The sequence below is a fragment of the Brevundimonas vesicularis genome (genome assembly GCF_027886425.1).
Classification (GTDB): domain Bacteria; phylum Pseudomonadota; class Alphaproteobacteria; order Caulobacterales; family Caulobacteraceae; genus Brevundimonas; species Brevundimonas vesicularis_C.
Genome location: NZ_CP115671.1, coordinates 1,484,766 through 1,503,721, shown reverse-complemented (window position 1 = coordinate 1,503,721; position 18,956 = coordinate 1,484,766). Strand labels below are relative to the sequence as shown.

Here is an 18,956-nt window from a genome sequence, read left to right as displayed (position 1 = left end):
CTTCGGTGTGGCTTGTCTTTCGACTTAGGCGCCCAGCGAGGCCGGGTCGACCTTGAAGCCCGGGCCCATCGTCGAGGACAGGCTGATGCGCTTCACATAGGTGCCCTTGGCGCCCGACGGCTTGGAACGCACCAGGGCGTCCACGATGGCCTTCACGTTGGCTTCCAGGGCGTCCTGGGTGAACGAGACCTTGCCGATGCCGGCGTGGACGATGCCCGCCTTCTCGACGCGGAACTCCACGGCGCCGCCCTTGGCGTCCTTGACGGCCTGGGCCACGTTCGGGGTCACGGTGCCGACCTTGGGGTTCGGCATCAGGCCGCGCGGGCCCAGCACCTTACCCAGACGGCCGACCAGGGCCATCATGTCCGGCGACGCGATCACGCGGTCGAACTCCATGAAGCCGCCGGCGATCTTTTCGTACAGATCTTCGGCGCCGACGTGTTCGGCGCCGGCTGCGGTGGCTTCGGCGGCCTTGGCGTCCTTGGCGAAGACGGCGACGCGAACGTCACGGCCGGTGCCCGACGGCAGGTTGACGACGCCACGGACCTGTTGGTCGGCGTGACGCGGGTCGACGCCCAGGTTGACCGAGATTTCCAGCGACTCGTCGAACTTGGCCTTGGCGTTTTCCTTGGCCAGCTTGATGGCGTCGGAGAACGGCAGCAGGTCCTGGGTCACGCCGGTGCGGGCCTTGAAGGCCTTGGTTTGCTTGGCCATGGTTTAGCCCTCCACCACTTCGAGGCCCATCGCGCGGGCGGAGCCTTCGATGATCTTGGCCGCCGCGTCGAGGTCGTTGGCGTTCAGATCCTTCATCTTCTTTTCGGCGATCTCGCGCAGTTGCGCCTGCGTGATCTTGCCGGCGACTTCACGGCCGACCAGCTTCGAACCCGACTTCAGGCCCGTGGCCTGCTTCAGGTACCAGGTCGCCGGCGGCGTCTTGGTGATGAAGGTGAACGACTTGTCCTGATAGACGGTGATCACAGTCGGAAGCGGGGTGCCCTTGGCTTCCTTCTCGGTGCGTGCGTTGAACTCCTTGCAGAAGCCCATGATGTTCACGCCGCGCTGACCCAGAGCCGGGCCGATCGGGGGCGAAGGCGTAGCCGAACCGGCCGGCACTTGCAGCTTGATATAGCCGAGAATCTTCTTGGCCATTGGTCTCTCCTATGAATGATCCCGGACGTGATCCGGGACCGGTGAGCCGTGGTGCGGCATGGCTGCCTCCCACGGATTTGACGCTCCACGAACCGAAGGCCCGCCGAGCGAAGGCGCGCGTGTAACAGAGGGGGGATGGAAAGGCAACGCACCGCCCCGCCCTCGCCGCAGAAACGAAAAAGCCGCGCCCTTTCGGACGCGGCTTGAAATCTCGACCGGGGCGTGAGCCTCAGCCCGCGACCTTCTCCACCTGGGCATATTCCAGTTCGACCGGCGTGGCGCGGCCGAAGATGGACACGGCGACGCGCAGGCGGGCGTGTTCTTCGTCCACGCTCTCGACCGAACCGTCGAAGCTGGCGAACGGGCCGTCGATGACCTTGACCTTCTCGCCGATGTCGAAGCGGATGGTGGGCTTGGGACGTTCGACGCCCTCTTCCACGGCGCCGATGATGTTCTGAACTTCACGCTCGGAAACCGGCAGGGGCTTGGTGCCGCCCGCGGCGCCCAGGAAGCCCGTGACCTTCGGCGTGTTCTTGACCAGGTGATAGGCCTGGTCGGTCATTTCCATCTTCACCAGCACATAGCCGGGGAAGAACTTGCGTTCCGAGTTCACCTTGCGGCCGCGACGGATCTCGACGACGTCCTCGGTCGGAACCAGGATTTCGGAGAAGGCGTCTTCCAGGCCCTGTTGCTTGGCCTGATCACGCAGCTGCTCGGCGACCTTCTTCTCGAAGTTCGAGTAGGCGTTGACGATGTACCACTTGTGGCGCGGATTGGCGGGCTTTGCGGGCGCTGCATCGGTCATGGGCGCGTCTTTCTCAGGATCCGAGAGCGATGATGTAGCGGAAGGCGTAGCCCAGGCCAGTGTCCACGATCCAGAAGAAGATCGAGGCGATGATGACCATGATGAAGACCATCACCGAGGTGATCCAGGTCTCCTTGCGGCTGGGCCAGACGATCTTGCGGCCTTCGGCGCGCACCTGGCTCAGAAACTGGCCGGGGCTGGTGCGGGGCTTCTTGGGCTCGGGCGAATCGACCGTGATGGCGGCGGCGCCGGCCGCCTGAGGCTTGGCGCCCATCTGGGGCTTCGCGCTGCCTTGAGGCCGCTTGCCGGGAGTTTTGGCCTTGGCCATCAGTTGCTCTTCACACAATTGTTCCTGTCGCCCCAGATGGGAAGTCCCATCCGGAAGCGACAGGGGGGATTGGCAGGAGTTGGGGGACTCGAACCCACGACCCCCGGTTTTGGAGACCGGTGCTCTACCAGCTGAGCTAAACTCCTAGACAACCGCGCAAACCCGAAAGGTCCGTGCGTTCGCCAGAGGGGGGCGTATGCCCGACACCGCCCGCCATTTCAAGGGCGATGTGACACTTGCGATCAGTCTTCCAGATGCGCGGCGATGGCGTCGCGCTCGTCCTCGGCCTTCACCAGTTCCTTGAAGATCAGCTTGTCGATGCGGCGGTCGTCCATATCCACGACCTCGACCTCGAATCGGCCGACCTGCAGCACTTCGCCCTCGTCCGGGACGCGCGAGATCTGGTGCAGAATCAGGCCGGCGACGGTGTGGAAGCCTTCATGCTCGCCAAAGTCCTCGCCCAGCTTGTCAGCCAGTTCGTCCAGGTCCGTCTGACCATCGACAAGCCAGCTGCCGTCGGCGCGCTGATGGATCCAGGCCTGCTCTTCGTCATGGCCTTCATTGAAGTCGCCGGCGATCATTTCCAGAATGTCGGTCGCCGTCACCACGCCTTCGAAGGCGCCGTACTCATCGACGATGAAGGCCATGTGGACTCGCGAGCCCTTCAGGATCTCCAGCGCCTTCAACACCGAGGTCGATTGGGGAATGAAAGCCGGTTCGGCGACCAGCGGTTCGATGTCGAACTTGCCGTTGGTCAGCAGACTGTCCAGCAGATCCTTCTTGTGAACCACGCCCAGCGGATTATCGACGTCGCTCTCGCGCGCCACCACGATCCGCGAATAGGGGCAGGTGCGAATCTCTTCGCGCAGCATCTCTTCGGGGTCGTCCAGGGCGATCCAGAACACGTCGTGGCGCGGCGTCATGGCCACCCGCACCGGACGGTCGCCCAGGCGCAGGATTTCCTCGATCATCACCTGCTCTTCGGGCTCGATCAGGCCAGCCGAGGTGCCTTCGGCCAGGATGGTCGCCACCTCTTCCTGGGTCACGTCCGAGCCATCGCGATCCTTGACGCCCAACAGCTTGAGGATGCCCGAGGTGGAGGCGGTCAGCAGCAGGACGAACGGCTTCAACACGATCGCCAGCTTGGAGATCGGCCCGGCCATCTTCGACGCCACCGTCTCGGGGAAGATCAGCGCAAGGCGCTTGGGCACCAGTTCGCCAATGATCAGCGAGACATAGGTGATGCACACGACCACTAGGGCCGTGGCGAAGAATTCGGTATATTGAGCCAGCGCCGGGAAGGCGACTTCCAGAATGCGATCCAGTTCGCCCGCGATGGTCGCCTGACCATAGGCGCCCGCCAGAATGCCGATCAGGGTGATGCCCACCTGAACCGCGGACAGGAACTGAGTCGGTTCTTCCGACAGCTTCAGCGCCGCCCTGGCCCCCCGGTCGCCCCGTTCCGCCCTCGCCTGCAGCTTGGATTTCCGCGAGGAGACGACCGCCAATTCAGTCATGGCGAACAAGCCGTTGAGCACCACCAGGAGCAGAACGACAGCAATAGCGATGAGTAACATCTAGGGGGTTTTGGGGACCGACGCGGCGCGACAGACGGCGTCCGCAGCGCTACATTAGGGCAGGATCGCGACCAGCGCCACGTTTTCCTTTGCGCTCAGCCCGTCCGCCCGGCTTCGACCGAGCCGTAAGCGCCCGAAACCGGCCGACCATTGGCGTCGTACTGGGTCGCACAGGCGCTCATGCCCAGCACGGTGCCGATGAAGATACCCAGTCGAATGGCGCGTCGCATTTGGTTACCAAAAGATTAACGTCCGATGCGAACGTAAATCCCGGTTTGCGGTTGCAGGCAATCGTGCTCGCCTTGGGCGCGAGCACAAAAAAGGGGGACGCCGCTAAGCATCCCCCCTTTTTTCGTCCTGGATCAGATCTCGCCGATCACACCTTGATCGGAAGGGCCGTGCGGATGTGGACGTCCTTCAGTTGGCGCTCCTCGGCCTCGGTCGGGGCGTTCATCAACAGATCCTCGCCCTGCTGGTTCAGCGGGAAGGCGATGACCTCGCGGATGGCCGTCTCGCCGGCCAGCAGCATGACGATGCGGTCGATGCCGGGGGCCAGACCGCCGTGCGGCGGCGCGCCAAAGCGGAAGGCGTTCAGCATGCCGCCGAACTGCTCCTCGACCACCGAGGCGTCATAGCCGGCGATCTCGAAGGCCTTCAGCATGATCTCGGCCTTGTGGTTCCGGATCGCGCCCGAGCACAGCTCATAGCCGTTGCAGACGATGTCGTACTGGTAGGCGCGGATGGTCAGCGGGTCCTGGGTCTCCAGAGCCTCCAGCCCGCCCTGCGGCATGGAAAAGGGGTTGTGGCTGAAGTCGACCTTCTTCTCTTCTTCCGACCATTCGAACATGGGGAAGTCGACGATCCAGCAGAATTTGAACTGGTCTTCGTCCACCAGCTTCAGCTCGGCGCCCACGCGGGTGCGGGCCAGGCCGGCGAACTTGGCGAAGGTCGCAGGCAGGCCGGCGACGAAGAAGGCGGCGTCGCCCTGCCCCAGACCCAGCGACGACATCAGGACCTCGGTCGGTTCCTGACCCAGGTTCTTGGCGATCGGGCCGCCCCAAGCGCCCTGGTCTTCGGACCAGAAGATATAGCCCAGGCCCGGTTGGCCCTCGCCCTGCGCCCAGCTGTTCATGCGGTCGCAGAAGGCGCGCGAACCGCCCATGGGGGCCGGAATGGCCCAGACGGCGTTCTTGTCGTCCGCGCCCAGGATTTTGGCGAAGAGGCCGAAGCCGCCGTCGCGGAAGTGATCAGACACCACCTGCATCTTGATCGGGTTGCGCAGGTCCGGCTTGTCCGAACCGTACCAGGCCATCGACTGGGCGTAGGTCAGGCGCTCGAAACCCTTGTGTTCGAACGTCTCGCCGAAGTCGTTGGTGAAGGTATGGACGCCGTCGATGGCCGAGACCGGCTTGCCCTCGCCGAACTCCTCGAACACGCCGTGCATCAGCGGCTCGATGGCGGCGAAGACGTCTTCCTGCGTCACGAAGCTCATCTCGACGTCGAGCTGATAGAACTCCAGCGAACGATCGGCGCGCAGGTCTTCGTCACGGAAGCACGGCGCGATCTGGAAATAGCGATCAAAGCCCGAGACCATGAGCAGCTGTTTGAACTGCTGCGGCGCCTGGGGCAGCGCATAGAACTTGCCCGGATGCAGTCGCGACGGCACCAGGAAGTCGCGCGCGCCTTCCGGCGACGAGGCCGTCAGGATCGGCGTCTGATACTCCAGGAAGCCCTGATCGACCATGCGACGGCGGATCGAGGAGATCACCTTGGAGCGCAGCACGATGTTCTTGTGCAGTCGCTCGCGGCGCAGATCCAGGAAGCGGTTGGCCAGACGGATATCCTCAGGATATTCCTGATCGCCAAAGACCGGCATCGGCAGTTCGGCGGCTTCGGACAGCACCTCGACGCCTTGGACGCGCACCTCGACTTCGCCCGTGGGCAGATTGGCGTTCACCACCGAGGCGTCGCGGGCGACCACCTCGCCATCGACCTTGATCACGCTCTCGGCGCGTAGGCGTTCGACGGCGGCGAAGCCTGGCGTCTCAGGGTGCAGCACCAGCTGCGTCAGGCCGTAGTGGTCGCGCAGGTCGATGAACAGCAGCCCGCCGTGATCGCGCTTGCGGTGAACCCAGCCGGACAGGCGAACGGCGGAACCGGCGTCGGAGGCGCGCAGGGCGCCGCAGGTGTGAGAGCGATAGGCGTGCATGAAACGAACCGTCTGGAGTCTCTGGGCGGTGGAATCCGACGCCGTCGGCGCCCGAAATCGAAGCGGCGTAGGGCGCATCATCGCCCCGGAAAGTCAAGGTTTCAGCCGTTGCAAAGCCTGCCGCCGCGCATGATATCTGAGGCTTCCATCCCGCCCGAGGCCGCCATGTTCATCGTCACCATCACCTACACTCAGCCCATAGAAGCCATCGAGGCGCGGACGGTCGAGCATCGCGCGTGGCTGGATCAGCATGTCGCCAGCGGCCTGATCATCGCCGCCGGGCCGATGGTCCCACGCACCGGCGGCATTCTGGTGGTGCGCAGCGGGAGCACAAAGGAGGAGCTGGAGGCCCTGCTGAAGGCCGATCCGTTCCAGGTTCACGGCCTGGCCGATTACACGGTGACCGAGTTCAAGGCCGGCAAGCTGAACCCCGCCCTTGCCGAATTCGCCTGATTTCATCCACAGGGGCGCGGTTCGCTCCCCGCAACCAACAGCGCGGACCTGACGCGGTTAACGCCGGCCTCTGCTATGACAGGCGCATGTCCGCGCTGAGCGCCCTGCCCCAAACGACGACCGAACAGCTGCGTCTGCCGCTGGAGCGGCCCGTTGCGGGCGAGGCCTTCGTGACGTCCGACAGCAATGCCGAGGCCGTGCGCGTTCTGGCCCGCTGGCCCGACGGCGTGGGCGCGGTGCTGGCGCTTCACGGCCCGCCAGGGTCGGGCAAGAGCCGCCTCGCCGCCGACTGGGCCGAGCGGGTCGGCGCCGTGCCGCTGAACGGCGCCGAGGCCGCGCTGATCGATCCCCTGGAGCTGGAAGGCCGCACGGTCCTGCTGGACCGTGCGGCGGACGCCGACGACGAAAGCCTGTTTCATCTGATCAACCTGGCCAACTCCGGCGGCGGCGCTCTGCTGCTGGTGTCGCGTTCGGCCCCGCGCCAGTGGTCGGTCGATCTGCCCGATCTGCGTTCGCGGCTGGACGCCGTGCGCGCCGTCGCCATAGCCGCGCCCGACGACGCTGTCCTGTCGGCCATCCTGCGCGCCCGCTTCGCCGAACGCAGCATCACCCCGTCCGACGATGTGATCGACTATCTGGTTCGACGCCTGGACCGCTCGGCCGAGACCGCCGCTTCGGTGGTCGAACGTCTGGACGCCCTCCACCGCCCGGTCACGCGCGTTCTGGCGCGTCAGGTGCTGGACGCCATGGACGCCGCCGCCGACTGACCGGCGACATTTTCTCGGCGCCCGCTTGCGGCCGTCACACACGCGCGCGAGAACCGGTTCATGACCGACGCCGCGATCCATGACGACACCCGAGGCGAAGAGGTTCCCGCCTCTCGCGCCCCTCAACTGGCGCTGAGCGAAGAGCTGATGGCCTCGCCCCGCCGGTTCTTCAATCGGGAAACCTCGTGGCTGGCGTTCAACGAACGGGTTCTGGAAGAAGCGGCCAACCCCAACCATCCGCTGCTGGAGCGGCTGCGGTTCCTGTCCATCTCGGCCAATAACCTGGACGAGTTCTTCATGACCCGCGTCGCCGGCCTGAAGGGTCAGTTGCGCGAACGGCTGCGCGTCCTGTCCGCCGACGGCCTGACCCCCGCTGAACAGCTGGAGCAGATCAACATCGCCGCCGGCGAGCTCATGGCCGAACAGCAGCTGCGCTGGCGTCAGCTCAAGAAGGAACTGACCGTCGCCGGTATCGAAATCGTCGATCGCCAGAAGATCACCAAGACCGAGAAGGAGCGTCTGGAACCCGAGTTCCTGAACCAGCTCTTCGCCGTCCTGACGCCGCTCGCCATCGACCCGGCGCACCCCTTCCCCTTCCTACCCAACCTCGGCTTCTCCCTGGCGCTGAAACTAAAGCGCAAGGGCGAGACCAAGACCTTCTACGCCCTGGTGCCGGTGCCGACCCAGGTTCGCCGGTTCTGGGAGTTGCCGACCGACGGCCGCTCCACGCCGGGGCACAAGCGGTTCATCACGCTGGAAAACGTGCTGCTGCTGTTCATCGACCACCTGTTCCCAGGCTGCGAGGTTCAGGAAAAGGGCGTGCTGCGCCTGATCCGTGACTCGGACATCGAGATCGAGGAAGAGGCCGAGGACCTGGTCCTGGAGTTCGAGGAGGCGCTGAAGCAGCGTCGTCTGGGCTCGGTCGTGCGCGTCAAGATCGAGGCGTCCATGCCTGTCGATCTGCGCGATTTCATCGTCGGCGAGCTGGAGGCCGCGCCCCAGGACGTCGTTCTGGTCGACGGCATGCTGGGCCTGGCCCAACTGTCGGACCTGATCCCCGGCGGCCATCCGGACCTGAAGTTCAAGGGCTATGAGCCGCGCTATCCCGAACGCGTCCGCGACAATGGCGGCGACGTCTTCGCGGCCATTCGCGAAAAGGATCTGCTGATCCACCACCCGTTCGAGAGCTTCGACGTGGTGGTTCAGTTCCTGCGTCAGGCCGCGCGTGATCCCAACGTCATCGCCATCAAACAGACGCTGTACCGCACCTCCAAGGACAGCCCGATCGTCGCCGCCCTGATCGAGGCGGCCGAGAACGGCAAGAACGTCACCGCCCTGGTCGAACTGAAGGCCCGCTTCGACGAAGAGGCCAATCTGCGCTGGGCGCGGGCGATGGAGCGGGCCGGCGTCCACGTCGTCTTCGGCTTCGTCGAATACAAGACCCACGCCAAGGTCAGTGTCGTCGTCCGGCGCGAGGGCGAGGGCCTGCGCACCTACTGTCACTTCGGCACCGGCAACTATCACCCCGTGACGGCCAAGGTTTACACCGATCTGTCGCTGTTCTCCTGCGACCCCGTCCTGGGGCGCGATGCGACGCGGGTGTTCAACTACATCACGGGCTATGCGACGCCGGACCACCTCGAGGCCCTGGTCGTCTCGCCGCTGAACATGAAGGCCACGCTGATCGAACTGATCGGCAAGGAGATGTCGGCCGCCGCCATGGGCAAGCCCGCCGCCATCTGGGTCAAGCTGAACGCCCTGGTCGATGTCGAGATCATCGATGCCCTTTACCGGGCCAGCCAGTGGGGCGTGCGGATCGATCTGGTGGTGCGCGGCATCTGCTGCCTGCGTCCCGGCGTCCCGGGCCTGTCGGAGAATATCCGGGTCAAGTCGATCGTCGGCCGCTTCCTGGAACACAGCCGCATCGTCTGTTTCGCCAATGGCAAGGACCTGCCGCATGACAAGGCCAAGGTCTTCATCTCTTCGGCCGACTGGATGACGCGCAACCTGGATCGCCGGGTCGAGCTGATGACGCCGATCCGCAACGCCACCGTCCACGATCAGGTGCTGGACCAGATCATGGTCGCCAATCTGAAGGACGATGCACAAAGCTGGGTGCTGGACGCCGAAGGGCGCTATACACGCGTCACCCCCGCCGATCCTGAGCGGCCCTTCTCGGCCCACAAATACTTCATGACAAATCCCAGCCTGTCCGGGCGCGGCCGTAAGGCCAAGAGCCTGCCCGCCGTCCTGCGCTACGAGCGTCCAGGCCGCTGATGCCCGACATCACGCTTACCGACCGCGACATCGCCGCGATCGACATCGGTTCAAACTCGGTTCGTCTGGTCCTGTACCGGCTGGAAGGCCGCGCGATCTGGACCGTGTATAATGAGAAGGTTCTGGCCGGCCTGGGCCGCGACCTGCCGACGACGCGCAAACTGTCGCCCGAGGGTGTGGTCATGGCGATGACGGCGCTGCGCCGCTTCGCCGCCGTGCTGGAAGGCGTGCGGCCGGACGCGACCCTGATCGCCGCCACCGCCGCCGTGCGCGAAGCCTTGGACGGGCCGGAGTTCTGTGAGCGGGTCGCCGCCGAGACCGGCCTCCAGATCCGCGTCCTGTCGGGTGAGGAAGAGGCCAAATATGCGGCCATGGGCGTATTGGCCGGCGCCCCCCTGGCCCACGGCGTCTCGGCCGACATGGGCGGTGCCAGTCTTGAGCTGACCCGGCTGAACGGAGACGGCGTCGAGAACGGCCTGACCCTGCCGCTGGGTCCGTTTGCTCTGGCTGACGGCAAGGCCTTCGACGCCGACCGCATCAAGGCCCGTATCGATCAGGCCCTGAAACCGGTCGCAGGCCAGTTCAAGGGCGAGCGCCTGTACGCCGTCGGCGGCGCCTGGCGGACCCTGGCCCAGGTGCAGATGGGCTTGAAATCCTATCCGCTGAAGGTCGTCCATCAGTATCAGATGTCGGCCGAGGAGGCGTTGGAGACCGCGCGTCTGGTGGCGCAACAGTCGGCGACCAGCCTGGCCAAACTGCCCGGCGTGTCGAAGAAACGCGCCGAGACCCTGCCCTACGCCGGCCTGGTGCTCGAGGCGTTGATCAAACATCTCGGTCTCAAACAGATCGAGATGTCGGCCTGGGGCGTGCGAGAGGGCCTGCTTTTCGAGACGCTGGACGAGGCGACGCGCACGGCCGATCCGCTGCTTGCCGGCTGCACCGCCCTGGGCGGTCGCCAGGGCGTGGCTCCCGCCCTGCCCGGCGCGCTCAACGGCTGGATTTCCGAAATCGTCGCGGCCCTGCCCGAGGTGTTCGGCGAGAAACGCGACGCTGTGCTGGTCAGCGCCGCCTGCCGTCTGGCGGACCTGGGCGCACGGCTGCACCCGGATCACAGGCTGGAGCTTGTCTTTGACCAGGTGCTCCGCGCGCCGGTCGCTGGGATCAGCCATACCGAACGCGCCTTTTTGGCCAGCGCGATGAACGCTCGCTATGGCGGCGCGCCCGCCACGCCGCAGCCCGAGGTCATCGACCGCCTGCTCGACGCCGCCGCCGCCAAGCGCGCCCGCGCCCTCGGCCTGGCGATCCGTCTGGCCTGCGACCTGTCCGGGCGCTCGCCCCAGCTAATGGCCAACGCCACCGCCAAGGTCAAAGGCGGCGACCTGCGCCTGACCGCGACCGAAGGCTACGCCGACGTCCTCTTGGGCGAACAGACCAAAAAGCGCGCCAAGGCCCTCGCCGAGGCGATGGACCTGGGGCTGAAGATTTGATTTCGAAGTCTCCTCCCCACTTGGTGGGAAGGTGGCGCGGCGCTTCTTCAGCGCCGTGAAGGAGGGGCTCTTCACCGCCTCAAAGATGCCTGTGGGACTTCAAAAGCCCCTCCACCGCTTCGCGGTCCCCCTCCCCGCAAAGCGGGGAGGGGGACCTGTGAACCCTATTCGATCTCGACGACTTCCACCCGCGCGCCGTTCAGCACCAGGGCGATCTCGCCGCGCTTCAACTTCAGCGCATCCTCGCCGAAGATCTGGCGGCGCCAGCCCTTCATGGCGTCGATGTCGGCGTCGTCGCTGATGGCGATCTTTTCCAGGTCCGACACGGTGGCGATCAGCTTGGAGGCCACGCCGGCGTTGTCGCTCTTGGCCTTCAGCAGCACCTTCAACAGCTCGACCACCGACGGCGGTGCCGGCTGGCGGTGGGCGGGGCGCTCCATCTCGGGCGCAAAGGCTTCAGGATCGGCCAGAACCCGTTTCAGCTCCTCGGCCAGTTCCAGACCCAGCCGTGAACCGCCGAAACCCTTGGGCACCGAGCGCAGGCGATTGAAGGCCTCGACATCCGTCGGGGTCTGTTGCGCGATCTCGTCGATGCCCTCGTCCTTCAGGATGCGGCCCCGCGGCTGGTCGCGCTCCTGCGCCGCCCGCTCGCGCCAGACGGCGACGGCTTTGAACGCCGCCAGATATTTGGCCGAGAACTTCTTGGGCTTCAGCCGCTTCCAGGCGTTTTCCGGATTGGTGTCGTAGAGGGCCGGATCAGTCAGGCTCTCCATCTCCGACATGACCCACTCGAGCCGGCCTTCCTTCTGCAGCCGGTCGCGCAGCTTGGGATACAGCGCCGCAAGGTGGGTCACGTCGCCCAGCGCATAGACCAGCTGGTTGTCCGACAACGGCCGACGCGCCCAGTCGGTGAAGCGGCTGCCCTTGTCCACCTCGATGCGCAGCATCTGCCGCACCAGCGAATCATAGGCGACCTGTTCGCCGAACCCGGCGGCCATGGCGGCGACTTGGGTGTCGAACATCGGCTTGGGCATGGCTCCCAGGCGCACGAAGATTTCCACGTCCTGTCGGCAGGCGTGGAAGACCTTCACGATCTTCTCGTCGCGCAGCAGGTCCAGGAACGGCTCCAGATCCAGCCCCTCCGCCATCGGGTCGATGATGGCGGCGTGATCGGCAGAGGCCGCCTGAATCAGGCAGAGCTTCGGCCAATAGGTCGTTTCCCGCATGAACTCGGTGTCGACCGTGATGAAGGGAGCGTTGGCTACGCGGGCGCAGAAATCGGCCAGCGCCTCGGTGGTGGTGATCGGCGTCATTCCGATGCTATAGCCCCGCGCATCCTACCTGTGGCAAGAGCCGCGCTGCATTTCCGCCCCGATTCAGGCCCGAGATCCCATGAGCGACACCCAAAAGCCTCTCGAAAACGGTCTGACCTACGCCGATGCGGGCGTGGACATCGACGCGGGCGAAATGCTGGTCGAACATATCAAGCCGCTGGCCAAATCGACGGCGCGCCCCGGATCGGAGCCCTCGCTGGGCGGATTTGGCGCCCTGTTCGACCTCAAGGCCGCCGGCTTCCAAGACCCGCTGATCGTCACCACGACCGACGGCGTCGGCACCAAGCTGAAGATCGCGATCGAGACCGGCCGTCATGACGGCGTGGGCGTCGACCTGGTCGCCATGTGCGTCAACGACCTGTTGGCTCAAGGGGCCGAACCCCTGCTGTTCCTCGACTATTACGCCACCGGCCGGCTTGAGATCGACGCCGCCCGCCGCGTCGTCGCCGGCATCGCCGAGGGTTGTCGCCAGGCCGGCTGCGCCCTGGTCGGGGGCGAGACGGCCGAAATGCCGGGCATGTACACCGAGGGCGACTACGATCTGGCCGGCTTCAGCCTGGGCGCCGTCGAGCGCGGCCACGCCCTGCCCTATCTGGATCGCCAGGCGGCCGGCGATGTCATCATCGGCCTGGCCTCCACCGGCCCGCATTCGAACGGCTATTCGCTGGTGCGCAAGGTGGTCGAGAAGTCCGGCTTGGCCTGGGGCGACGACGCCCCCTTCGCCAAGGACCGTTCGCTGGCCCAGGCCCTGATGGAGTCCACCCGCATCTATGTGAAGCCGGTGCTGCCGATCATGAAGGCGGGCCTGGTCAAGGGCGCGGCCCACATCACCGGCGGCGGCCTGATCGAAAACCCGCCCCGCTGCATCGCCGAGGGTCTGCAGGCCCGCTTCGACTGGGACGCCTGGCCCATGCCCGCCGTCTTCCAGTGGCTGGCCGAAACCGGCGGCATCAGCGACCACGAGATGCGCCGCACCTTCAACTGCGGCGTCGGCTTCATCCTGATCGTCTCGCCCGAGAACGCTGAGCCGGTGCTGGCGGCCCTTCTCAACGCCGGCGAAGTCGCCTTCGTCTGCGGACAACTGGAAGCGGCCTAAGCCGCTCCCAGGTCCCGCGGGGCTTACCGCACCCCGCCGTTCGCCGTCTCGGTGTAGAAGCGCGACAGGTCGGCGTGCAGCTTCACCAAGGCGTCGTGGCTGAGGTACATCATGTGCCCGCCCTCATAGTAGGTGAACTCCAGGTTCGGCCGCAGGCTGGGCTCCAGCATCATCTGCGCCAGGTCGAACTCGGCCGAGAAGAAGGGAGTGGCGGCGTCGTAATAGCCGTTCAGCGACATCACCTTCAGATACGGATTTCGTCGCATCGCCGTGGCCAGATCGATGGCCGTGTTCGGCGTGGTTTGCGGCCCTCCGACCGGCGGACGGTGGCTCCAGTTCCAGTTGAAGCCTGGCAGGCCCCGCGCCGACATTCGGTATTCGACGTCGGTCTTGTAGTTCAGTTGATTGGCGACATAGTCCCGAAAGATGCCGAAATAGGCCCCCGTCACGGCCGAGCTGGACGGATCATCCTCCGGCTCGCCGCCCGCCGCGTCTTCATCCAGACCCATGTAGCGGGTGTCCAGCCGCCCGATCGTCTGGCGCCGGTCGCGCAGCAACTCCTTGCGGAAGGCGCCGAGGTCGACGCGCATATTGGCGTTGTCGATGAAGGTGGTCGACAGGCCGGTCAGGTCGCTCATCTGGCGTACGATCTGGGCGCGCTCGGCGTCAGAGATCATGTGCCCCTTGGCTAGAGCAGACGCATACGGCCCCAATGCGAAGTCGCGCGCGCGCTGAACCTGTTCTTCGACCGTCGCGGACGGATTCGCCAGCTTGCGATGATACCAGGCCGTCGCCGCATAGGTCGGCAACAGGGTGACGAAGTTCTGCGGATAGCCTGGCTGACGCACGCCATAGTTCATGATCGACGACAGCAGCACCACGCCGTTCAGCGACATCCCGCGATCTTCAAGCTGGAACGCCACCGCACCGGTGCGCAGCGTGCCGTAGGATTCGCCGATGATGTATTTCGGGCTGGACCAACGGCTGAACTTGGTCGTGTAGCGCATGATGGCGCGGGCGAAGGCGTCAGCGTCTCCGTCCACGCCCCAGAAGGTCGAACCCGGCGTCTCGCCCAACGGACGCGAGAAGCCCGCGCCTACCATGTCGATGAAGACCAGGTCCGTCTGATCCAGCAGGGTCTGGTCGTTCGGGCCGAAGGCGAAGGGCGCAGGCCGCACAACGGTCGGCTCATCGGTCTGGACCCGCATTGGCCCAAACGAGCCCATATGCAGCCACACGGTCGGCGAGCCTGGTCCGCCGTTGTAGAGATAGGTCACCGGCCGCGTCCCGACCGGCTGACCGTCCAGCGTATAGGCGGTGTAGAACAGGCTGGCGGTCGGCATCCCCGCGTCATCGCGGATCGTCAGCGTGCCCGCCGTCGCCTTGTAGCGCAGAGTCTTGCCGTGGGCGTTGACCGAATGGGCCGTCGTGACTTCGGTCTCCTCGACCGGTGCGCGCGCCCAGTCCTTTTCGATCGCCTCGGCGTTGGCGTTGCGGAACCGGTCGGTTGCGGATCGCATCGCGGCGCCCCCGCCATTGTTGCTGCTGCTGTTGGTCCCGCTTTCCTGGGCCAGCGCCGCCACGGGCGCGCCCAGCATCGCGGCGATGGCCGCGAGGCTGATCAGTCTTTTCATGCGATAGTCCCCTGTACGCGCCGACCCACGACCCCTCGCCATGCGGTCGGCGTTACACGCTAACGCCCGAATCCTGCCGACAACAAGGGCGGATCGCGTTTGAAACTTGCCAATGGTCGCCCGCCCCGTCATGCGAGGCGCCATGTCACCCCAAGCCGCCCCGCCCGTCCGCGTCGCCGTCCTGATCTCGGGGGCGGGCTCCAACATGGCGGCTCTGATCGACGCCGGTCAGGCGCCGGACAGCGGCTATGAGGTCGTGCTGGTGCTGTCGAACGTCGAAGGCGCGGGCGGCCTGGCGATCGCGGCGGCCAAGGGCGTGGCGACGGCGACCGTGGCGCACAAACCGTTCGGCAAAGACCGTGAGGCGCATGAGCGGGCGGTGGACACCGTCCTGCGCGACGCTGGCGCCGAGGTTGTGGCTCTGGCCGGCTATATGCGCGTTCTGACGCCCTGGCTGGTCGGCGGCTGGCGCGAGCGGATGCTGAACATCCACCCCAGCCTGCTGCCCCTCTATCCGGGTCTGGACACCCACGCCCGCGCCATCACCGCCGGCGACGCCGAGGCCGGCTGCACGGTCCATCTGGTGACCGAGGGCGTGGACGAGGGCCCGATCCTGGGCCAAGCGCGCGTGCCGATCGTAGAGGGCGACACGGCTGAGGCCCTGGCCGAACGGGTCAAGACGGCGGAGCATCAGCTTTACCCGCATGTGCTGTCCGATTTCTGCCGAGACCTTCTCCGCCCTTAGCAGCGCGAAGATTACAAAAACGTCATGCGACAGACCGCCGCACCGGCGCAATGGTGCGCCCGACCTCAATCGGGACCCTCTCTATCCATGACTCGCATTCGTCTGATGGCCGCCTGCTCGGCCTGTATCGTCGTTGCTCTCACCGGCGGCGCGGCCTCGGCCCAGGACGCTTCGGCCCAGCATTCGCACGGCACGGCCGGCGCGGCCCACAGCCCCTTCGGCGCCTGGGGCTTTGATCTGGCCGGTCGCGACACCTCGGTGAAGCCCGGCGACGACTTCAACGAATACGCCAACGGAACCTATCTGCGCACGACCGAGATTCCGGCCGACAAGTCGCGCTTTGGCCCGTTCGACGTCCTGTATGAGAACGCCCAGTCCCAGCTGAAGTCGATCATCGAAACCAGCGCCGCCAATCCCGCCAACGAGAACGCCCGCAAGGTCGGCGCCCTGTACGCCAGCTTCATGGACGAGGCGAAGATCGAGCAGCTGGGCGCAACGCCGCTGGCCGCCGACCTCGCCGCCGTCAAGGCGGTCACCGACCACGCCGGCATGGCGCGCCTGATGGGCGAGAGCCATTCGGGCTTCGGCGGCTCACTGTTCGGCATCGATGTGTTCGAGGACCTGAAGAACCCCAATCTGAACTCGGCCTATCTGGGTCAGGGATCGTTGGGCCTGCCGGACCGCGACTACTATCTGAAGGCCGACTTCGCCGCCCAGCGCGAGGCCTATCTGGCCTATCTGACGACCACCCTGACCGCCATCGGCTGGGCCGACCCGGCCAAAACCGCCGCCGACATCCTGGCCTTCGAAACCAAGGTCGCCGACAAGCAGTGGACGACGGTCGAGCGTCGCCAGATCGACAAGCTGTACAACCCGGCCAAGGCCTCGGACCTGGCGACGCTGGCTCCCGGCTTCGACTGGGCCGGCTTCCTGGCCGGCGCCCAGGTGTCGGATGTCGACACCTTGGTGCTGATGGAAAACACCGCCATCCCCGCCATCGCCCAGGTGTTCGCCGACACCCCAATCGAGACCCTGAAGGCCTGGCAGGCGTTCAACGTCGTCGATCAGGCCAGCCCCTATCTGTCCAAGGCCTTCGTCGACGCCCGCTTCGACTTCCGAGGCAAGACGCTGCGCGGTCAGCCCGAGAACCGTCCCCGCTGGAACCGGGGCGTGGCCCTGGTCGACGGCCAGCTGGGCGAGGTTCTGGCCCAGGAATACGTTCGTCTGCACTTCCCCGCCTCGTCAAAGGCCCAGATGGAAGCCCTGGTCGGCAACATCCGCGACGCCATGACCGAGCGGCTGAAGACCCTGGACTGGATGAGCGAGCCCACGCGCGAGCAGGCCCTGTACAAGATGTCCAAGTTCGGGGTGAAGATCGGCTATCCCGACAAGTGGCGCTCGTATGACGGCCTGGAGCTGAAGGCCGACGACCTGTACGGCAACGTCGAACGCTCATCGGCCTTCGAATGGGCCTACAAGCGCGGCAAGATCGGCAAGCCGGTCGATCCGCTGGAATGGGGCATGACGCCCCAGACGGTAAACGCCTACTATAACCCGCCGCGCAACGAGATCGTCTTCCCGGCCGCCATCCTTCAGGCGCCCTTCTTCGATCCGAACGCGGACCCGGCCGTAAACTACGGCGGCATCGGCGCGGTCATCGGCCACGAGATCACCCACGGCTTCGACGATCAGGGCCGCAAGTCGGACGGCGACGGCGTGCTGCGCGACTGGTGGACGCCGGAAGACGCCGCCCGCTTCGAGGCGCGCGCCAAGGTGCTGGGCGACATCTATGACAAGCTGGAGCCGATCCCCGGCGTGCACGTCAACGGCGACCTGACGATGGGCGAGAACATCGCCGACCTGGGCGGCCTGCTGCTGGCCCTGGACGCCTATCACAAGTCTCTGAACGGCCAGCCGGCGCCGGTCATCGACGGCCTGACGGGCGATCAGCGCGTCTTCCTGGGCTGGGCGCAGGTCTGGCGCGAGAAGTCGCGCGAGGCGGCGCTGAAGGAACAGCTGACCACCGACCCGCACTCGCCCGGCCCGGTGCGCGCTGCGACCTCGCCGCGCAACATCGACGCCTGGTATGCGGCCTTCGGCGTCTCGCCGGACCAGAAGGAGTATATCGCGCCCGAGGCCCGCGCCCGCATCTGGTAAGGGCGCCGGACGTCAGACGTAGAAAAGGCCCGGAGCGAACGCTCCGGGCCTTTTTGCCATCCGGGCTTTCGCCCGAAAGACCTAGACGGATTTAGCGGGGCTTGGTCGCCGCGCCGGCGACGGCGCCGATGGCGGCACCGGCCACGGTCGAACCCGTGTTGCCGCCGATGACCTGACCGGCGACGGCGCCGCCCAGGGCGCCGGTGGCGGCGCGTTGTTCCATCGTCTGGCCGCAGGCGGCTAGCAGGGCCACGACGCCGATGACGGGGGCCAGTTTGATCATGGTCTTCATGGGTCTTCTCCGGGAGACGAGCGAGATAATGACCACCAAACGACAAGGCCCGCGTCCGGTTCCGGGCGCGGGCCTATATAGTCACGCTATGCGAGAGGCTTCGCTCTCGCATCGTTTTGTTTCGGCGCTACGCTTGGGACGCGGTCCCTCGCGGCTTGAGCGCCTTCTTCTCGCGCTACGCTCGGAACGCGGTTCCTCGCGACTTGAGCGCTTAGCCGACGATCTGGTCGTCGGTGAAGAACTGGGCGATCTCGATCTTGGCGTTGTCCTGGCTGTCCGAACCGTGGACCGAGTTTTCACCGATCGACAGGGCGAACTGCTTGCGGATGGTGCCTTCGGCGGCCTGTTCCGGGTTGGTGGCGCCCATGACTTCGCGATAAGCGGCGACGGCGTTGTCGCCTTCCAGCACCTGAACGACGACCGGCTCGGCCGTCATCTGCTCGACCAGCTCGCCGTAGAACGGGCGTTCGGCGTGCACTTCGTAGAATTTCTTGGCTTGTTCGGTCGTCAGCTTGACGCGGCGCTGGGCCACGATGCGCAGGCCGGCGCCTTCGATCACGGCGTTGATCGCACCGGTCAGGTTGCGGCGCGTGGCGTCGGGCTTGATGATCGAGAAGGTACGTTCGGTCATGGGAATTGACTTCTT

At 65.8% G+C, this 18,956-nt stretch carries 18 protein-coding genes and 1 tRNA gene; 7 read left to right on the top strand and 12 right to left on the bottom strand.

Translation table 11 applies throughout. The annotated features are described in order from the left end of the window. Positions 1–24 precede the first annotated feature (24 nt). The 8 genes from rplA to aspS form a co-directional block, all read right to left on the bottom strand. A complete protein-coding gene (gene rplA / locus PFY01_RS07525; protein ID WP_017506695.1) occupies positions 25–714 on the bottom strand; it encodes a 50S ribosomal protein L1 in 690 nt (229 codons plus the stop codon). 3 nt (positions 715–717) lie between these two features. Then, positions 718–1,149: a 50S ribosomal protein L11 gene (rplK, locus tag PFY01_RS07520; RefSeq protein WP_008259841.1), complete on the bottom strand. Its 432-nt coding sequence runs from the start codon at positions 1,147–1,149 to the stop codon at positions 718–720. A gap of 229 nt (positions 1,150–1,378) precedes the next feature. Next, positions 1,379–1,954: a transcription termination/antitermination protein NusG gene (nusG, locus tag PFY01_RS07515; RefSeq protein WP_017506694.1), complete on the bottom strand. Its 576-nt coding sequence runs from the start codon at positions 1,952–1,954 to the stop codon at positions 1,379–1,381. Positions 1,955–1,967: 13 nt separating this feature from the next. Further along, the gene (gene secE / locus PFY01_RS07510; protein WP_017506693.1) at positions 1,968–2,282 is read right to left on the bottom strand and encodes a preprotein translocase subunit SecE; all 315 of its coding nucleotides are present in this window, start codon (positions 2,280–2,282) and stop codon (positions 1,968–1,970) included. Positions 2,283–2,352: 70 nt separating this feature from the next. After that, positions 2,353–2,428, bottom strand: a tRNA-Trp gene (locus PFY01_RS07505). A gap of 96 nt (positions 2,429–2,524) precedes the next feature. Continuing rightward, on the bottom strand, positions 2,525–3,859 hold the full coding sequence (locus PFY01_RS07500; RefSeq protein WP_271042992.1) for a hemolysin family protein: 1,335 nt from the start codon (positions 3,857–3,859) through the stop codon (positions 2,525–2,527). A 95-nt stretch (positions 3,860–3,954) separates the two neighbouring features. Then, the gene (locus PFY01_RS07495) at positions 3,955–4,089 is read right to left on the bottom strand and encodes a hypothetical protein (protein ID WP_255360388.1); all 135 of its coding nucleotides are present in this window, start codon (positions 4,087–4,089) and stop codon (positions 3,955–3,957) included. Positions 4,090–4,235: 146 nt separating this feature from the next. Next, a complete protein-coding gene (gene aspS, locus PFY01_RS07490; RefSeq protein ID WP_271042991.1) occupies positions 4,236–6,068 on the bottom strand; it encodes an aspartate--tRNA ligase in 1,833 nt (610 codons plus the stop codon). A gap of 165 nt (positions 6,069–6,233) precedes the next feature. On the opposite strand from aspS, the gene PFY01_RS07485 reads away from it, so the two are divergent. From PFY01_RS07485 to PFY01_RS07470, 4 genes are all read left to right on the top strand, one after another. Further along, a complete protein-coding gene (locus tag PFY01_RS07485; RefSeq protein ID WP_055754814.1) occupies positions 6,234–6,521 on the top strand; it encodes a YciI family protein in 288 nt (95 codons plus the stop codon). Positions 6,522–6,607: 86 nt separating this feature from the next. Next, on the top strand, positions 6,608–7,288 hold the full coding sequence (locus PFY01_RS07480) for a DnaA/Hda family protein (RefSeq protein ID WP_271042990.1): 681 nt from the start codon (positions 6,608–6,610) through the stop codon (positions 7,286–7,288). A 60-nt stretch (positions 7,289–7,348) separates the two neighbouring features. Continuing rightward, positions 7,349–9,565, top strand: coding sequence for an RNA degradosome polyphosphate kinase (locus PFY01_RS07475; RefSeq protein WP_174086179.1), 2,217 nt, complete (start codon positions 7,349–7,351; stop codon positions 9,563–9,565). Further along, positions 9,565–11,052 carry a Ppx/GppA phosphatase family protein gene (locus tag PFY01_RS07470; RefSeq protein ID WP_271042989.1) on the top strand — a complete coding sequence of 496 codons (1,488 nt, stop codon included), beginning with the start codon at positions 9,565–9,567 and terminating at the stop codon, positions 11,050–11,052. Before PFY01_RS07475 ends, PFY01_RS07470 begins: the two co-directional genes overlap by 1 nt. A gap of 164 nt (positions 11,053–11,216) precedes the next feature. Here PFY01_RS07470 and rnd read toward each other — a convergent pair whose 3' ends face one another. Then, positions 11,217–12,365: a ribonuclease D gene (rnd, locus tag PFY01_RS07465; protein WP_242078429.1), complete on the bottom strand. Its 1,149-nt coding sequence runs from the start codon at positions 12,363–12,365 to the stop codon at positions 11,217–11,219. A 79-nt stretch (positions 12,366–12,444) separates the two neighbouring features. On the opposite strand from rnd, the gene purM reads away from it, so the two are divergent. After that, positions 12,445–13,482 carry a phosphoribosylformylglycinamidine cyclo-ligase gene (purM, locus tag PFY01_RS07460; RefSeq protein ID WP_271042988.1) on the top strand — a complete coding sequence of 346 codons (1,038 nt, stop codon included), beginning with the start codon at positions 12,445–12,447 and terminating at the stop codon, positions 13,480–13,482. Between the two features lie 23 nt (positions 13,483–13,505). On the opposite strand, the gene PFY01_RS07455 is transcribed toward purM, so the two are convergent. After that, entirely contained in the window at positions 13,506–15,116 is a 1,611-nt protein-coding gene (locus PFY01_RS07455) for a S10 family peptidase (protein ID WP_271042987.1), read from the bottom strand. Between the two features lie 142 nt (positions 15,117–15,258). Here PFY01_RS07455 and purN point away from each other — a divergent pair, with 142 nt between their 5' ends. Continuing rightward, positions 15,259–15,861: a phosphoribosylglycinamide formyltransferase gene (gene purN, locus PFY01_RS07450; RefSeq protein ID WP_271042986.1), complete on the top strand. Its 603-nt coding sequence runs from the start codon at positions 15,259–15,261 to the stop codon at positions 15,859–15,861. 87 nt (positions 15,862–15,948) lie between these two features. Next, the gene (locus PFY01_RS07445; protein ID WP_271042985.1) at positions 15,949–18,018 is read left to right on the top strand and encodes a M13 family metallopeptidase; all 2,070 of its coding nucleotides are present in this window, start codon (positions 15,949–15,951) and stop codon (positions 18,016–18,018) included. Between the two features lie 91 nt (positions 18,019–18,109). On the opposite strand, the gene PFY01_RS07440 is transcribed toward PFY01_RS07445, so the two are convergent. Further along, the gene (locus PFY01_RS07440; RefSeq protein WP_017504673.1) at positions 18,110–18,310 is read right to left on the bottom strand and encodes a YMGG-like glycine zipper-containing protein; all 201 of its coding nucleotides are present in this window, start codon (positions 18,308–18,310) and stop codon (positions 18,110–18,112) included. Between the two features lie 211 nt (positions 18,311–18,521). Then, the gene (gene ndk / locus PFY01_RS07435) at positions 18,522–18,941 is read right to left on the bottom strand and encodes a nucleoside-diphosphate kinase (RefSeq protein WP_017504672.1); all 420 of its coding nucleotides are present in this window, start codon (positions 18,939–18,941) and stop codon (positions 18,522–18,524) included. Positions 18,942–18,956: the final 15 nt, after the last annotated feature.